Origin of the sequence: Cryobacterium sp. TMS1-13-1 (genome assembly GCF_004403125.1) — a bacterium.
Classification (GTDB): Bacteria; Actinomycetota; Actinomycetes; order Actinomycetales; family Microbacteriaceae; genus Cryobacterium; species Cryobacterium levicorallinum.
Window position 1 is genome coordinate 1 of sequence record NZ_SOGX01000013.1, and the last position, 14,842, is coordinate 14,842.

Genomic DNA, 14,842 nt, shown 5'->3' on the forward strand with positions numbered 1-14,842 from the left:
CTGCCCATATCCCCGCCCATGCCCATCGCGAAGATCAACTCGCGTCGAGCGGTTACGGTAGCCGTGCGAAGGTCACGCGGAACGGGCTGACCAGGTATGGCAGCGACTGTCGCGACATCGTCACCGGTCACTATAAAGGAGGCCAGCGCGACATCGTCGGCTCCAGTGGAGCCTCCGCCTCCCATCATCATTCCGCCGGACCTACCTCGATCGTAGGTATGCGCACGCAGCACGGAGGTGCCGATCGTGCCGGTGACGAGAAGGTCGGCCCGGTTCCCCGGGGCCAGCACGACCTCGTCGACCTCGTGCGCGGCTTCGAACCGTCCGGAGTCGATTCCGAGAAGGGACAACTGCTGCCCGTCGAGGCGCAGCCGCAGATAGCGGGACACGCAGGCATTAACGATGCGCCATCGTTCCCGCTCACCAGGGCGGGAAGTCATACTGGGGGTGAGTTGACCGTTGACCAGAACGAGGTCTCCCTCGCGTCCGGACATTTTCTCCATCGCTGTGGCCGCTGGAATTGTTCCCGCGGAATCGAGGGTGATATCGGAAATGACGAGGACGCGTTCCCGGCTGGCCGGGATAGGGTCGGGGTCGGGGTCGGGGTCTTCGACAATGATGGCGCCGTAAAGCCCGCCGAATACCTGATCGGCCACGAAACCATGGTGGTGCGGGTGATACCAGTACACGCCCGGCGGGTGATTGGCGGGCAATTCATACTGGTAATCAAAAGAGTCGCCGGCTGCGACGGTGACGAACATATTGTCGCCGTTGTTCTCAGGCGAAACGTGCAGGCCGTGCACGTGCAGGTTGCTCGGATCTGCCAGCCCATTGCGAAGGCTGACACTGAGAGTATCTCCCGCTCGAACGCGCAGTGTGGGGCCAGGCACGCCACCGTTGTAACTCAGCGCACGCACATCACGACCAGCAATGGTCACCTGCTGGGGGGAAGACTCAAGATCGACGGTGAGAGTACCGCTGACGCTTCGTAGCTCCGGGGGCTCGACGAGGTCGCTCCCGGACGGTATCGCCGGTGACGTCGTCGAGGAGATCCGTTGATTGACGAAGAAACCCGTTCCACCCACAGCCGTGGCCGCAATCCCCACCCCGCCGAGAATCAGGGCGCTACGACGACTAAGACCGGGCACTACCGGCCCTCCTCGAGCACCCGCAGCTGATCACGCAACTGCTCCGCAGTGAGCTCCCCCCGAGCGAACCGCTCCTCAAGAATCCGCCTGGCACCGGCCGAATCAGCCTGCCTCGGAGCAGATCGCGTGTCATCGCTTCCGGATCTGTTCGACAAAAAACGAACAATGACATAAATAAGCACGGCGACACCGGCAATAGCTAGCAGGCCGAACCCCCAGGACCATCCCATACTTCCGTTACCCCACATCATCTGAGTTACTTCCTTCCGTTTACTGATCCGCATCTCCATCATACCCCTAGAGGTATAAGTCGTGGCTGAGTAGATCGTCCACGCACGTGAAACGGCACGTACCTCACACACCGGCGCAACCCGCTGAAACTCACGCAACAACAAGGCCCCAACGCGAGGACTTGACAGCTTCGAACGCGGCCCCGGCGTCGCGGGATATAGCGTGAAGCCATGACGAACGGCTGGAATCGGAAGGCCATTGTTAGCGCCAAGCTCGTCACCATCTCAACCCCGATCGGGGGGACGCGCGCACAACCCCGCGGGATCGGTCTACCCGGCACCATCCTCGGTATCGGATTGGGTGAATTCGTCGATGGGAGCCTGCTGCATCAGATCCTGCAGTGGCACCACATGCTCCCCAGCGCCGCGACCGAGACCGAGACCGAGACCATTAATATCGGGTCCTACCCGGCGGATACGGCCCCCGGTCTGCAAATGAACACGCTTTGGGATGGGTTTTTCCATACGATCGCTTGGCTTGCGGTACCGATCAGGCTGGGAATGCTTGGTCGACCCGTTCACCAAGCGCCGCGACGCCGGCAACGTCTGGGAGGTCGCCCACCGCCGATCGCGCGCTTTGTGTTAGCGCTGAGTGCTCTGATGACGAGATCTGGATAAACAGCGACGTCACACAGAGATACCGCGGGCCGACACGGAGCCGGGTGGGGCAAGACCCGTGCGGCGCGGAGCGGCAAGGGGCATGCTCAAGCAGCGGACAGAGTCAGCAATCACCACTGTCCGGAACCCCGATTTGCGGATACTCTTCGCCGCAGGCGTGCGTGCGTGCGTGCGAATAATGCCAATGCATTCGGCTGAGGGCTACGTATCAACGCTGTCGCATTTACCGTCGGGATCGTCCCGATGGGCGAGGACACATAGGAGTGAATCGTGAAGAAGAACATCAGACTGGTGCTCGGAGCCAGTGCAGCTGCGCTCATCGCCATGTCGCTGGGCACTGCGCCGGCATCAGCGCATGTCCCAAAATCGGTGCGCGGCAACGTGGTGCTGACCGCCCACCTCACAGAGCTTAACGGCTCAGGAGCGTCTGGAACCGCGGTCGCGGTCGTTCGCGGCGAGACGATCCGGGCGATCGGGATCCGCGCGAGGGGTTTGACGCCCGATGCTCCGCACGCCCAGCACATCCACTACGGGGAACAGGCACAGAACGAGTGCCCCACCCTACGGTTGGACAGCAACGGTGACGGACGACTGAACACCGTTGAGGGTGTTCCCGCCTACGGCCCCGTTGTGGTGTCCTTGAACACCAGTGGAGACACCACGCCGGCCAGTTTTCTGGACGTTTCCCGATTCCCTGTCTCGAAAAATGGCTCCTATAACTACCTCCGGACCAACATCAGATTCACGGACGTGGCGGGAACAGGCTATCCGGGAGCCGAAGGGCTCGGCACCGCCGCGCAAATTGCCGAGGCCATCCGTGACGGTGAAGGTGTTGTCGTGATCCACGGAATCGACTACGACGGCAACGGAACGTACAACGTCAGCGTTCCCGAGGGTGTAAGCGAGCTGGACCCCACCCTCCCCGCCGAGGCAACTGACCCGGTTGCCTGCGGAGTCCTGCACTAGCTGCGAGCGAACGGCTCAAAACTGAGGTCCAGGCGCCGTGCGAGCGCGCACAGTGCCGCACGGTCCTGGACCTCATCTGTCGACAGAATGACCAAGATCGCCAGGCCTGCTCAAATCCGCTCAAGCGGGTAGCTGTGCAGTCCGCTTGAGTCGCCCATCTTTCCGGTATGGCGGACGTCCATTCTCTCTGAGAAGGCTCGCCCCGGCGCCACGACTGGCCTACCTCGGGTCAGTGGCATGCCCCGGAGGCCAATTCATACCGACGGATATCGGTGGGCACCGCTATCGAGGAAGGGCGCTTACCGTGGCATACAACGTTGCACAGAAACTTATCGCATCGCACCTGGTCTCCGGGGAGATGGTGCCGGGGACCGAAATCGGCCTGCAGAGCGACCGGGACCTTGGTCATGCTGGAGTTGGAGGCGTTGGGACGCGGAGGACCGCGACTTTCTTCGCTCCGGCTACCAAGGGTTCGGCCTTTGGTTTCCGAAGGCCGGCAAGGGGGTGTCACACCCCACGCACATGCAGCGCTTCGGCATCCCCGGCAAGACGATGGTCGGCTTCGACACCCACACCCCGGCCGCAGGCTCGCTCGGGATGCTGGCCATCGGCGTCGGCGGCACCGAGGTAGCCCCGGCCATCGCCGGCGAGCCCTTGTACATCAGGATGCCCGAAATCTGGGGCGTGAAGCTCACCGGACAACTGCCGCCGTGGACCAGCGCCAAAGACGTCATCCTCGAAATGCTGCGCCGGCACGGCGTCAAGGGCGGCGTCAATCGGATCGTCGAGTACTACGACCCCGGCCTCGCCGCCCTGACCGCGATGGATCGACACGTGATCGCCAATATGGGCGCCGCACTGGGCGCGACCACCACCGTTTTCCCTGCCGATGATCAATCGCGAACCTTCCTGCGCGCGAAACAGCGCGAGCGGGATCTCGCCGAACTGCTCGCGGACGAAGATGCAACCTACGACGTGACCGAGGAGATTGACCTGGCTTCGATCCTCCGCGAACCCGAGCCTGCGTGATTTCGCGATAGTTGCGACGATCACGAAGGGGCGTCAGTCGTTTCCCTGCCTGTCCCTCGACGTCAATCCCAGTTCCCGGCAGATTCTGCAGGACCTGACCATCATGGGGGCCACCCTGGATCTGCTCGGGGCGGGCGCCCTGTTGCATCAGTCCGGCTGCATCGGCTGCATCGGCTGCATCGGCTGCATCGGCTGCATCGGCTGCATCGGCTGCATCGGCATCATGGGACAGGCCCCGGCGAGTGCGCGTACTCCCCTTCCGCAGCAACGTCCCCAAATTCACCAAATTCACCAAATTCACCGTCGACCAAGTCGACCGACCTGCCCGCGTCGCGCCGCCCTAACCCGAGATGCGATCGGCCACGCGCGGCCGATCGCATCGAAAAGCCGCTGATCAAGGATTTCTTGTACTGCGGGTCGTTCACGTAATTCCTAATTCGCATTGTTGGCGCGGGACTCGGAGGTCGTGCCAGATCACTTTTCCATCACATCGCGGAATTAATTCCACGGGCGCGGCCATCCGAAGCGCCCGATGCCGGTTGTGGAAAGTCCGACGACCAGCGGGCTGCAAAACCGGACCCTAAAACAGGCAACCCGCGACAGCGGCCCGGCACGGCACTGGCCCTGTTTTCGATCCGCACGAGATCGACGCAGAGCCCGAAGCCCGCGACGCCCACCCATCCAGCGCCCCACCCAATCCCACGACATTGACCGGCATTTCGTGGCAGCAACGTCGAAAAGATGTTACCGACCCACACTCGTAGTGCACGCAAGGGATAATTGCATTTTGGCGCACTTATTGCCCGAGGAGAAGCGGAACTCACATGTCAACTTCGGCTGAAGCAGACCGGGCACGACTGGCCAGAGTGCCTGGTCAGCCACTCTGGTTGCGCGTCCATGACGACATTCTCAACCGGATAACCTCGGGCGAATTCGCGGACACGTTCCCCGGTGAAATTCAACTAACCGCGGAATATCAGGTGAGCCGCAGTACCGTTCGACTTGCGCTGACCCCTCTGCGTCGAGAGGGGCTGGTTTCATCAAGTCGGGGTAAACGCCCGGTGGTGCACGTCAACCACGGCGAAGCACATCGCTTTGGGCCGGTTTACAGCTTGTTTGCAGCAGTTGAGGCCTCTGGGATGAGGCAGCACAGCGAGTTGATCCGGTGCGAGATCCGTTTCGACGCGCGGATTGCTGACCGGCTCGACCTGCCCGGCGACGCTCCGCTGATCAATATTGAGCGCCGTCGTTTCGCTGACGACTATGTCTTTGCCGTTGACAGCGCCTGGCTGCCTGCCGATCGCACTGCCGGCCTTCTCGACGTCGATTTCAGCAATACTGCTCTCTATCAGGAGCTGACGCTCCGGTGTGGGATCACGCTGGACGGCGGACAGGAAACCCTGACAGCGATTGCCGTTACCGCCGAACAGGCGCGAGTTCTTGACTGCCCGGTCGGCACTGCCGCTTTCTTCATTGAACGGTGTGGTCGTGCGGCGGGACGTCCGGTGGAATGGCGGGAGACTGTCGTCCGTGGCGACCGTTTCGCGGTCACCACATCATTCTCACCCCGGTGAGCTTTAGTCTTTATCGGTTCTCAGTCTTAAGGCCGTCGAGCTGAGGGCCTGCCAGGACGTACTCGTAGGGGTCCCCGGTGGGAAAAAGCCCGGTTCCGTTAGGGAGAACAGCCATCGGAATTCTTTCCTGACCGCGTTGCTGCTGGTGTCCGTCGGACCAGGTGATCGTAACGTTTCCCACCCTGACACGAAGGTAGATCACTTTGACAGAGGCCGATACCGGGGTCGTGTCGCCCTCCAGAACCTGCGCCCAGAGCGTTCCGGAGTCCGGATCAATCGCGGTGAGTATCGTGGCCCCATCCGTTGGACGAAATGAGGACACGGCGAGGTTCCCTGATGACTCGTCAATGATTGACGGTCCAGTCACGTGCCCGGAAAACTCTGCGAGCATAGCTCCCGTTTTGACGTTGTGTGCGCTCACAACAGAGTCACCTGCGCTATCGACCCAGTTGAGAAAGACGATATCTTCCTGCGATACGTCGTCAGCAACCGAGACCGCTGAGGAAGATTCGACGTCCGTGGGGCGTGAGAGTGTGTTCGCGTCCCAGCGAACTTCTCCGGTGGTGGTGTCGACAGCCGTGAGTAAGCCTGCCGTCTCGATGAGGCCGGTGCCATTGCTTTCGTACTCGATCGTTGACGCTCCCGTCGCGTCTTCGGCAACACTGACAGTACCGTCGTGCGCGCTGAGCATGACCGCGGGCGAGACGTCGTCGGAGACGATCCCTTTGGGCGTGTCCGCGAAGATCAAACCTGAACCTCGAGCCGGTCCCGGAACATCTACTGGTCCCCAGGCAATCGCGCCGGACTCGGACTCGAATGCCGTGGCGACGGTGCGCGTGGCCAGCTTTCCCGCCTCTGCCGTGGCATCCGAGTCGAGAATCACGATGAGCTCTCGATCACCGTCGCGAGTCAGTACAAACCCCACGCAGGACGGGTTCGTTTCGATCTGCCACCGGATGCCTGCCTCCGAGAGACCGATGAAGTTCAAGCCTTCAACCTCACTATTCGGAAATAGCGTCGACACAAAAACGTTACCGCTCACGGCGGGTTGGCTGTCGAATTGCACAATGCCCGCGGCGAGATAATTGCCAGGCAACGCGGGCATAGCGGAAGTTGCAGTTAAATCCATCAAATCTACGGCGTCGGAGACGCGATGAGCGCCGAGCTGCGACGAAGGTCCGGAACACGCGGCCAGCAACACAACGCTAACGAGCGTGGCGGCTGCGGCTCCGGCAGCGCGTCTCATTCTTGCTTTTGAGGTATTCGCTGCCGGCGCGTGCGACGGTTCCGAGCCGCGTAGGCCAGCGCGATGAGGCCTAGCACGGCGATCGCGGCGATCCCGAATCCAAGATTGGTCACCAGCGAGGACATATCGAGTACCCAGGCCTCGGTGGCGAACTGATCTCCGATGGTCAAAACTCCGCCGAGGCTCGCGGTACCGTCGGTGAGGAACAGGAAGATTCCGATCAGGATTGACAGGATCCCGGATACGATCATCAACCACGAGTTCTCCCATCGTCCGATAGTGAGCATCCGCGGGCGCAGCCACCGACTCTTCCCCAGTGAAAGTCGGTCCCACAACAAGGCGAGCACGATCAGGGGCGCTGCCATGCCGAGCGCGTAGATCGCTAAGAGCACTCCCCCGTAGACGGCGTTACTGCCGAGGGCTGCCACGGTAAGCACCGAGCCGAGGATGGGGCCTGCACACACTCCGGCTACTCCGTAGACAGCGCCGAGGAGGTAGACCGAAACCGCCGAGGTCCCTTCGGCGGCGCTGCCGCGGGTGAAGGCGGGAAAACGTAGTCCAGAAATTTGGATGATACCCATCAACACCACGAGCAATGAGGCGATCCCGACGAAGGCCGTGCGATTTTGCGTGACGAACACCCCGACCGTGCCAGCCAGCACTCCCAGCGGCACCAACGTGGTAATCAGACCCAGATAAAACAATCCAGTACGGGCAAGCAGCTCGGACGGCTTTGCGAACGCGTAGGCGAAGAACGCAGGAAGGAGCATGACTGAGCAGGGGCTCAAAAGTGTCAGCATCCCGCCAATCAGGGCGCCGGCGTAGCCAATATCCATGTCTAGCGTCCGGCCTTCGCCAGTTCGCTGTCGATCGTGTCGCGGAACACTTCTACCGGCATCGCACCGGAGATTGGCGTTTCGTTCACCACGAACATGGGCGTGCTGGAAATTCCGAGGTATCTGGCCTCTGCCGCGTCAATGTTCACTTTCTCCAAGAGTTCAGCATTGTCCAGGTCGGAGAAGAACTGCTCAAGGTTGGGAACACCAATTTCTGTCGCGATTTCCAAAAGACGTTCCGGGGGCAGTGCCACATGTCCGCGTTCCGGGGCACCCGCGAAGACGACTTCAGCAAACTCCCAGAAGAAACCTTGCTCGCCCGCCGCGCGGGCAGCCACAGCCGCAGCCGTGGATTCCTCGCCGAACACCGGCAGATCCCGCCATTCGATGCGCACTCGACCGCTGTCCACATACTCCTCGACAAGGACAGGGAGGGTATCGCGCGCGAAAACCCCACAAAACGGACACCGGAAATCGGCGTATTCGACCAAAACGACCGGCGCGTCGACCTCTCCGAGTGCCGTCACCTCGCCATCGACACGTCGGGCGAGATCGAGCGTCTGCTCGCCGCTTTTTTCCCCGGATTGTTCAGCGGGGGTCGAAGTGGATTCTTGGACGGGTTGTTGTGCAACCACTCCGACGATGACGACTGCGAGAACTACCGCCGCTCCTAAAAGCATCAGGAGCGTGGGTCGCCGCACCTTGACTCGTCGGATCGGCCTATTTTTTGTGAAGTTCTGTTGTGTCGGCACCATCTTAAATGTACGCACATTAGGGTAAAAAAGACAGTTATAGCCGCCTCCCCGTCCGAGTCTGGGAATATTCCCGGTTTTCTGATTGAAAAGAGTCCAGTCATGCTCCAAGCAACCATCGCCCCGCCACTAATGGCCCTCAAGGCTGACCGCATCGTTGCCCTCGCCAGCGAGCGGCATCTCCACCTCGATGATGCCCGGGCCTACCGCCGCGTCATGAACGAAGCGCCTCGGTTACAACTCCGCTCCGAGGTGTGGGGCAAGGCTCCACAGTCCACGCGACGACGTCACTACCGCCGCGTACGCGTCGTCGCGGTGGCCTACCTCGGCGTGGCGGCAGCACTGGTGACCCCGCCACTACTTTCGGTCAATTCATGAACGCCGTTCACGGGTCGGCGCTCCAGAGCGTTCCGCAACTTCTTCTTCATGTGCTTGGTTCGGATGAAGCCTCCGTTGCCGCGGGCTTGCAGGTTGTGCGCAACGCCCATCACGGATTCGCCACCGCGAGCACAATTGCCCTCGTGATTCAAGGCCGAGCCGTCCAGTTTCTCGCGGCCAATTCCGGCCTCGGTGACGAAATCAACACGGCACTTGCTTTGCCGGGCGTGTCGGTGGTGGCATGTGAAAACAGTCTTCGGTCCGTGGATCTTAGCGTTCACGATCTTGGCACCGGCGTGAGTAGCACTCCTGCTGCCGTCGTCTTCCTGGCCCAGTCTCAACTCGAGGGGTGGGCCTATGTTCGCATTTGACACGGCGGTCGCAGGGCGCCTGAACGGCGCTTTCCAATTTACGTCCGTTAGATAGCGTCTTGAATATCTTGCAGGTTATCGATGCCGCCAGCCAGAACTCTGACCAATTCGGGCCGAAATGAGCCGCTCGGCCGACCAACGAGCGTGCGCCACGCCGACGACCGCTGGCACGGTTCCGTCCGTCCGTGCACAGCTTGCTGGCGCGACGGTGCGGAGTTCGGCACACCTCGCTCGCTGGAGCGCCGGCCCCGTCATAATACTTCACCAAATATCGAACCCTGCCTCAAGAGGGTGTTGTGCAGAGGAACCCCGTTAGTGGCGGCAGCGAACCGTAGCCGAGCGTCGTATTCGCAAGGTTCGAGATCGACAAGATCTATTGGTAGTTAGCGAAGAACTTCGCGACGCCCGCGGGTGGTTAGGAGTTCGGGCGCGTGGCGCAGGTGCACTGCTGACTCGTTGGGACGTCGGCCATAACCTCATCGACGTGCATGCCGCATCCGGTCCAAGTGGTTTTTCCGCAATTGTCGCATCGCATGGGACTGCACATAGTGACTCCTTAGTTGGCCGAGCTGAAGTCCTCAGTATACCCCGTGGGGTATTAAGTTAAATGCGAACAGAGGAAACTTATTTGTCGACGACGATGGCCAGTCCGGTGGCGGCAGACGCGTCCGTGATGCCACCAGCATCGGTCAGCGTGGTGAACCCGAGGTCGGCCATGCGGGTGGCTGCTGCAGCCGACCGGTTTCCGGTGGCGCAGTAGATGATGTAGTCCCCGTCGATTGGCAGCGCCGCGATCAGCGTGTCGAAGTCCGGGGATTGCACATCAATATTGATGGCGTCCTGAAGGTGTCCACCGACATACTCTGGTGCGGTGCGCACATCGATGATGACCGTACTGGAGGTGACAGCGATGGAGGGCGCCGGCGCGGGGCTCGCGCAGGCGGCCATGCTGAGCAGAGCCGCCACGGCGATTGTGATTGCGGTGAGTGCTTTCTTCATGGCTGGGTGTCCTGACGGGTGCGTGACGGGGGTGGCAGTGTGATCGGCTCTGGGGTGACTTTCCGGGAGCGAGGGAACAAAGGCGTGCAGGTAGTGCAGACCTCACCCTCAGCGGACTCTGACGATTCGCGGCGGGTGGTGGCTCGGCGTTCGCTGACCAATCGTTCGCGCAGGGCCCAGATCAACAGGGCGAGGGCAGCGGCGGCCAGGGCCGGGCGCGCAGCACCGCTCACTATCGGGTCGAGGGAGCGCACTTCGGTGGTCAGATATAGCGCGATCAGACCCAGAGCTGGCCACCGTGTGTCGCAGAGAGTTGCGTCGGCGCCGATGGGGGGTCCGACATAACTGGCAACGATCAAGCCGATCAAGCTCGCTCCGAGCGCGGTGGCCGCGACCGTCCACCACAGGGCGCCGTCTGCGTCGTCCGCCCGGGGCGCGTAGCCGGTTACAAAAGCCATGAACGCGGCTGCGGCTGCGGCGGCCGTGATGATCCAGCGTCGAGTCGACCAAGTTTGTAGGTCAGAGAACACGATCAAGGATCTCTGTCGCGGCAGTGGTCCGAGCGGGAAGACCGCAAGAATTTTCTCGAGTCATGCGCGCATAGAGAGCCCAGCCAAGCAAGACGATCGACGCGGCGGCCAGATACGGCTGGACCGGCTCGAAGAATTGCATCGCCCCGGTTGCGCCGAGAGCGAGGAGAACCAATTTGTTGCAGACAGGGCATCCCACCGCGAAGAACGTTACCAGCCAACCGGCCATGCCCAATCGTCCGGCCGCCCTACTGGGCGGGGCACCTTCCGGGTGCGCCACATAGGTGGCGGTGACCATGCCCGTCAAGACCGCGCTGAGGATGAGCACCGGCCACGACCAGGCGGTCGGCGGGATCTGTCGCGAAAAGAATGGCGTGTCAATCAAGTCCGTTGGAATGGCAATGAAGACCACCGTAAATAGTGCTGTTGCCAGGGCAACCCACCAGCGGCGGGAGGGCCAGCGACGCAGGTCCCCGCCGAGCCCGGCCAGCTTGCCGCGCCAAGGGGCACGCCGTGATGATTCGTCCCTGCTGGTGCGTTGGTCACGCATTCGAATAGCCCTCATTTACTTTTCATCGTGAAACGCTTGCTGCCATATTTGAATATACTGATACCCTAAGGGGTATCGTGATCTTTGACAAAACCAGCCTCGCATCCGCCTACGAACAGGAGCACACCCTCATGGGGATTACCGAACCCGCGACCCACGCCAGCGACGACCTGCGCAAGACCCTCAATCGGCTCAAGCGCGCGCAGGGGCAGCTCGGCGCCGTCATCACAGCCGTTGAGTCCGGCGCTGATTGTCGTGCCGTGGTCACCCAGCTGGCTGCTGTCTCGAGTGCCATTGACCGGGCGGGGTTCACGATCATCTCGTCGGCGATGAAGGAGTGCCTCATTGATAGCGGCGCGGATGGGGAAACCAAGCAGCTCAGTGTCAATGAGCTTGAAAAACTTTTCCTGTCCCTCGCCTGACCCCGCTCGCGAGAGCTAGCCAGCGACGGCGCGAATCGCGACGTACACGGCGATGCAGAGCACAAGGATCGCGAAGCTTGTTTTGAGAACGCGGTCGGGGAGTCTTCGGCTGAGTCTGCCCGCAATTAGGGATGCCAGCATAGCGGTGCCCGCGAAGGCGCTGGTGACGGCCCAGTCGATCTGCACGTCGCTCAGGTGGGCGCTGAAGCCGGCGACCGAATTGATGACGATGATCACGAGGGACGTGCCGATCGTGACGCCCATGGGGAGTCCGAGCACGAGGGCCAGTGCCGGAACGATGAGGAACCCGCCGCCGACGCCGAGCAGCCCGGTCAGGAACCCGACCACGGTGCCCGTTGCCAGCGCACGGGGCAGACAGCTGCGCCACCGGGTCCCGCCGCCGGGCAGCGCGCAGGGGCCAGCTTCAGCGCGGGTGGCAAAGAACATTCGCACGCCAGCGATGACCATGATCGCGCTAAAAGCGCCGAGCAGAAGCTGAGGGTCAACCAGTCGGTTTACGAGGGTGCCGAGGTAGGCGGTGGGAATGCCGGCGGCGCCGATTATGCCGGCCAGACGCCAGTTCACGCCGGTGCGCAGCCGCGGAAGCACAGCAACCGCCGACGCCGCTCCCACGACGATCAGCGACGTCGGTATCGCCTCCTCGAGGGGTAACCCGACACCGTAAACCAATGCCGGAACGGCCAGAATTGACCCGCCTCCGCCGACCAGGCCGAGCAGCGCACCCACGATCACTCCCAGAAGCAGCGCGGCCAGGATCATGCGTGCGGCGCCAGCTGCGCGAGGATGTCACTCTTCGTGGGTTCGGAAACCGGGCGGTTCCAGGGCATCCAGGACAGAATTCGCCCCAGCGTGCAACTGTTGGTGGCGGCCGACACCGTGAGACCGGCCCCGATGACGCCGGCGAGAAGACGGAACTGCGGATGGATGAACCTTCCCGCCAGCACGCTCGCCAAGACCAGGGATCCGGCCGTCATGCGTACCTGTCGATCCATGGCCCACGTGGAGCGACCGCTGGTGATATCGCCGCCGGCGGCGGCATAGCTCGCCACACCACCGGTCAACACGCGAGCACCGCTCAGGCCAGCTGCATCAAGATTCTTTCGCGCTTCTTCCGCGCGTCGACCCGACTGGCACACCAACACGACCCGGGGGGCCAGCTGCGCCGCAAACTCTTCAGTGTGTTCTTTGAGCAGGTGGAGCGGCACGTGATACGAACCCCGGATATGCCGGGTTTTAAACTCCGAGCCGTCCCTCACATCGATGATCATCAGGTCGTCATGGTGGAGAACCCACTGATGGAATTCGTCTGCCCCAATTGGTGACGGGGAGGGGTTGACGGTGTGCGTGGTGTCAGAGATAGTGGATCCGTTTCAGTTTGGTGCGGGAGCGGAGCAATGCCGTGCAGCCCTGAGGCCTGCCACTGAGGCAGGCCTCTAACGATCGTGTCTGCCGTGAAGCCAACGTTGGTTAGGTGTTCAGCCGCGGGTCATCTCCATCAGGCTTTTACTGAATATTGGGCAGCCCATGCGTTGTAGCCGCCGATGAGGTCGGTGACGTCCGAATGGCCAAGGCCCCGCAGCGCACTCGCGGCGACGCTCGAACGCCAGCCGCTGGCACAGTGGATGATCACGGGTCCGGCGGGCACTTCGGCGTGGCGCTGGCCCAGCTCGGCCAGGGGAATGCGCAGCGAGCCCGGGATCGCGCCCTGCTCGACCTCGCCGGGGTTGCGCACGTCGAGGATTGTTGCGGCGGTGTCCCGGCGCAGCGCCTCGAAGTCTTCAAGCTCGACCCGCGCACCGACCTGCACCAGCGGGCCGAGGTCGGTGAACGCCTGCGCCGGGTTTGTCAGATATCCGGCGACCCGGTCGAAGCCGATGCGGGCCAGCCGCATTCCGGCCTCGGCTTCACGGCCGGAGTCCGCGATGATCACGATGCTGTCGTCGTGCTCGATGACCATTCCGGCCGTCTCGGAGAAGCGACCGTCCAGTCCCACGTTAATGGACCCGGCCAAGTGCCCAAGGGCGAAGTTCTCGGGGCTGCGGGTGTCGAGAACGCGGGCTCCGTTTTCAACGGATCTGCGAACATCCGTCAAGGTGAGCGGTGCCAGTGCACGGGTGGAACCGATGATTTCGTGCGCGCTGCGGTTGATCATCGCGTCCACGGCGAAATAGCCGGGGATGGCGGGCTGGCCGCTGCGGATCATCGTCACGAAGTCGTCTTCACTCATCGGCTGCACGGACGCGTTCGTGAGGCGCTGGGTGCCGATGGTGGATTCGAGCTCGTCGGAGAGGTTCTTGCCACAGGCGGAACCGGCGCCGTGGGCGGGGAGAACACGCACCGCATCGGGCAAGGCGAGAAGCGTCGTGTGGATCGACGCGTACAGGGCGCGGGCCAGTTGGTCGGGATCGGCGCCGACGGATGCGGCCAGGTCCGGACGGCCCACGTCACCGATGAAGAGGGTATCGCCGGTGAGGACGGCATGGGGCACGGCATCGCTGGCGTGTTCACGAACGACGATACTGATGGACTCCCAGGTGTGCCCGGGGGTGTCTAGAATTTCTAGTTCCACCTCTCCGAGCGAGATCTTCTCGCCATTGGCGAGGTGACGGATCTCATACTCCGCCTCGGCGCGGGCGCCGTATCCGATCCAGGCGCCAGTGGCTGCGGCCAGCTCGAGGTGACCGGCGACGAAGTCGGCGTGGAAGTGCGTGTTGATCACGCCGATGATGGTCAGGTTGTTCGCCTGCGCATCGGCGAGGTATTCGTCGATGTCGCGGCGGGGGTCCACGACGACGGCTTGACCGCTCGTCGAATCACCGACGAGGTACGAGCCATGGGACAGGCAGTTGAGGTAGTACTGGGTCAAAATCATCGTGGCCTCCAAAGATCGGGGCCCACCACGCCGACACGAGTTGGGGCGTGTAGTGGGTATGTGCCCCAGTGTCGCACATACCCCTCTAGGTATGCAAGATACCCCTAAGGGTATAGTCTGCGTGTATGGCTACTACCGATCTCACCGAGACCACCTTTGACGCGACCATAGCCCAGAGTCCCATCGTGCTGGTCGATTTTTGGGCCGCATGGTGCGGCCCGTGTCGCAGTTTCGCCCCGA

The 14,842-nt window shown here is 62.2% G+C and carries 19 protein-coding genes; 9 read left to right on the forward strand and 10 right to left on the reverse strand.

All coding sequences use genetic code 11. From position 1 onward, the window contains the following. On the reverse strand, positions 1-1,148 hold a 1,148-nt coding region (locus tag E3T31_RS14045; RefSeq protein WP_134469532.1), incomplete at its 3' end, for a multicopper oxidase family protein. A gap of 461 nt (positions 1,149-1,609) precedes the next feature. Between E3T31_RS14045 and E3T31_RS14055 the strand changes: the two genes are divergently transcribed. The 5 genes from E3T31_RS14055 (at position 1,610) to E3T31_RS14075 (ending at position 5,625) form a co-directional block, all read left to right on the forward strand. Then, positions 1,610-2,056: a DUF2243 domain-containing protein gene (locus tag E3T31_RS14055; protein WP_134469534.1), complete on the forward strand. Its 447-nt coding sequence runs from the start codon at positions 1,610-1,612 to the stop codon at positions 2,054-2,056. Positions 2,057-2,326: 270 nt separating this feature from the next. Then, entirely contained in the window at positions 2,327-3,022 is a 696-nt protein-coding gene (locus E3T31_RS14060; protein ID WP_134469536.1) for a hypothetical protein, read from the forward strand. Positions 3,023-3,259: 237 nt separating this feature from the next. Next, positions 3,260-4,051: an aconitase family protein gene (locus tag E3T31_RS14065; RefSeq protein WP_241977984.1), complete on the forward strand. Its 792-nt coding sequence runs from the start codon at positions 3,260-3,262 to the stop codon at positions 4,049-4,051. After that, on the forward strand, positions 4,011-4,445 hold the full coding sequence (locus E3T31_RS18780; RefSeq protein WP_241977986.1) for a hypothetical protein: 435 nt from the start codon (positions 4,011-4,013) through the stop codon (positions 4,443-4,445). The genes E3T31_RS14065 and E3T31_RS18780 overlap by 41 nt, the downstream gene beginning before the upstream one ends. A gap of 430 nt (positions 4,446-4,875) precedes the next feature. Then, positions 4,876-5,625, forward strand: a complete 750-nt coding sequence (locus E3T31_RS14075) for a GntR family transcriptional regulator (protein WP_134469538.1) — start codon at positions 4,876-4,878, stop codon at positions 5,623-5,625. 10 nt (positions 5,626-5,635) lie between these two features. Here the strand turns inward: E3T31_RS14075 and E3T31_RS14080 are convergent, their stop codons facing one another. The 3 genes from E3T31_RS14080 to E3T31_RS14090 are packed head-to-tail and all read right to left on the reverse strand — an operon-like array spanning position 5,636 to position 8,462. Then, positions 5,636-6,826, reverse strand: coding sequence for a hypothetical protein (locus E3T31_RS14080; protein WP_134469540.1), 1,191 nt, complete (start codon positions 6,824-6,826; stop codon positions 5,636-5,638). Positions 6,827-6,867: 41 nt separating this feature from the next. Next, positions 6,868-7,707, reverse strand: a complete 840-nt coding sequence (locus E3T31_RS14085) for a cytochrome c biogenesis CcdA family protein (protein ID WP_134469542.1) — start codon at positions 7,705-7,707, stop codon at positions 6,868-6,870. Between the two features lie 2 nt (positions 7,708-7,709). Continuing rightward, complete coding sequence (locus E3T31_RS14090) at positions 7,710-8,462, reverse strand: thioredoxin domain-containing protein (protein WP_241977988.1); 753 nt, start codon at positions 8,460-8,462, stop codon at positions 7,710-7,712. Positions 8,463-8,561: 99 nt separating this feature from the next. On the opposite strand from E3T31_RS14090, the gene E3T31_RS14095 reads away from it, so the two are divergent. Both E3T31_RS14095 and E3T31_RS14100 read left to right on the forward strand, forming a co-directional pair. Further along, on the forward strand, positions 8,562-8,837 hold the full coding sequence (locus tag E3T31_RS14095; protein ID WP_134469544.1) for a hypothetical protein: 276 nt from the start codon (positions 8,562-8,564) through the stop codon (positions 8,835-8,837). After that, the gene (locus tag E3T31_RS14100) at positions 8,834-9,208 is read left to right on the forward strand and encodes a hypothetical protein (protein WP_134469546.1); all 375 of its coding nucleotides are present in this window, start codon (positions 8,834-8,836) and stop codon (positions 9,206-9,208) included. Before E3T31_RS14095 ends, E3T31_RS14100 begins: the two co-directional genes overlap by 4 nt. 624 nt (positions 9,209-9,832) lie before the next feature. Here the strand turns inward: E3T31_RS14100 and E3T31_RS14105 are convergent. The 3 genes from E3T31_RS14105 to E3T31_RS14115 are packed head-to-tail and all read right to left on the reverse strand — an operon-like array spanning position 9,833 to position 11,287. Next, on the reverse strand, positions 9,833-10,207 hold the full coding sequence (locus E3T31_RS14105) for a rhodanese-like domain-containing protein (RefSeq protein WP_134469548.1): 375 nt from the start codon (positions 10,205-10,207) through the stop codon (positions 9,833-9,835). Next, positions 10,204-10,737: a hypothetical protein gene (locus E3T31_RS14110; protein ID WP_206750320.1), complete on the reverse strand. Its 534-nt coding sequence runs from the start codon at positions 10,735-10,737 to the stop codon at positions 10,204-10,206. The genes E3T31_RS14105 and E3T31_RS14110 overlap by 4 nt, the downstream gene beginning before the upstream one ends. Beyond that, positions 10,727-11,287 (reverse strand): hypothetical protein, encoded by a 561-nt coding sequence (locus tag E3T31_RS14115; protein WP_241977990.1) that lies wholly within the window; start codon positions 11,285-11,287, stop codon positions 10,727-10,729. The genes E3T31_RS14110 and E3T31_RS14115 overlap by 11 nt, the downstream gene beginning before the upstream one ends. 131 nt (positions 11,288-11,418) lie before the next feature. On the opposite strand from E3T31_RS14115, the gene E3T31_RS14120 reads away from it, so the two are divergent. Then, complete coding sequence (locus E3T31_RS14120) at positions 11,419-11,709, forward strand: metal-sensitive transcriptional regulator (RefSeq protein ID WP_092453080.1); 291 nt, start codon at positions 11,419-11,421, stop codon at positions 11,707-11,709. A gap of 15 nt (positions 11,710-11,724) precedes the next feature. Here E3T31_RS14120 and E3T31_RS14125 read toward each other — a convergent pair whose 3' ends face one another. From E3T31_RS14125 to E3T31_RS14135, 3 genes are all read right to left on the reverse strand, one after another. Next, the gene (locus E3T31_RS14125; RefSeq protein ID WP_134469552.1) at positions 11,725-12,489 is read right to left on the reverse strand and encodes a sulfite exporter TauE/SafE family protein; all 765 of its coding nucleotides are present in this window, start codon (positions 12,487-12,489) and stop codon (positions 11,725-11,727) included. After that, on the reverse strand, positions 12,486-13,088 hold the full coding sequence (locus E3T31_RS14130; RefSeq protein WP_370304621.1) for a rhodanese-like domain-containing protein: 603 nt from the start codon (positions 13,086-13,088) through the stop codon (positions 12,486-12,488). The genes E3T31_RS14125 and E3T31_RS14130 overlap by 4 nt, the downstream gene beginning before the upstream one ends. A gap of 137 nt (positions 13,089-13,225) precedes the next feature. Then, positions 13,226-14,602, reverse strand: coding sequence for a rhodanese-like domain-containing protein (locus tag E3T31_RS14135; protein ID WP_134469556.1), 1,377 nt, complete (start codon positions 14,600-14,602; stop codon positions 13,226-13,228). A gap of 125 nt (positions 14,603-14,727) precedes the next feature. On the opposite strand from E3T31_RS14135, the gene E3T31_RS14140 reads away from it, so the two are divergent. Then, a partial coding sequence (locus E3T31_RS14140; protein ID WP_241977992.1) for a co-chaperone YbbN occupies positions 14,728-14,842 on the forward strand: 115 nt, incomplete at its 3' end.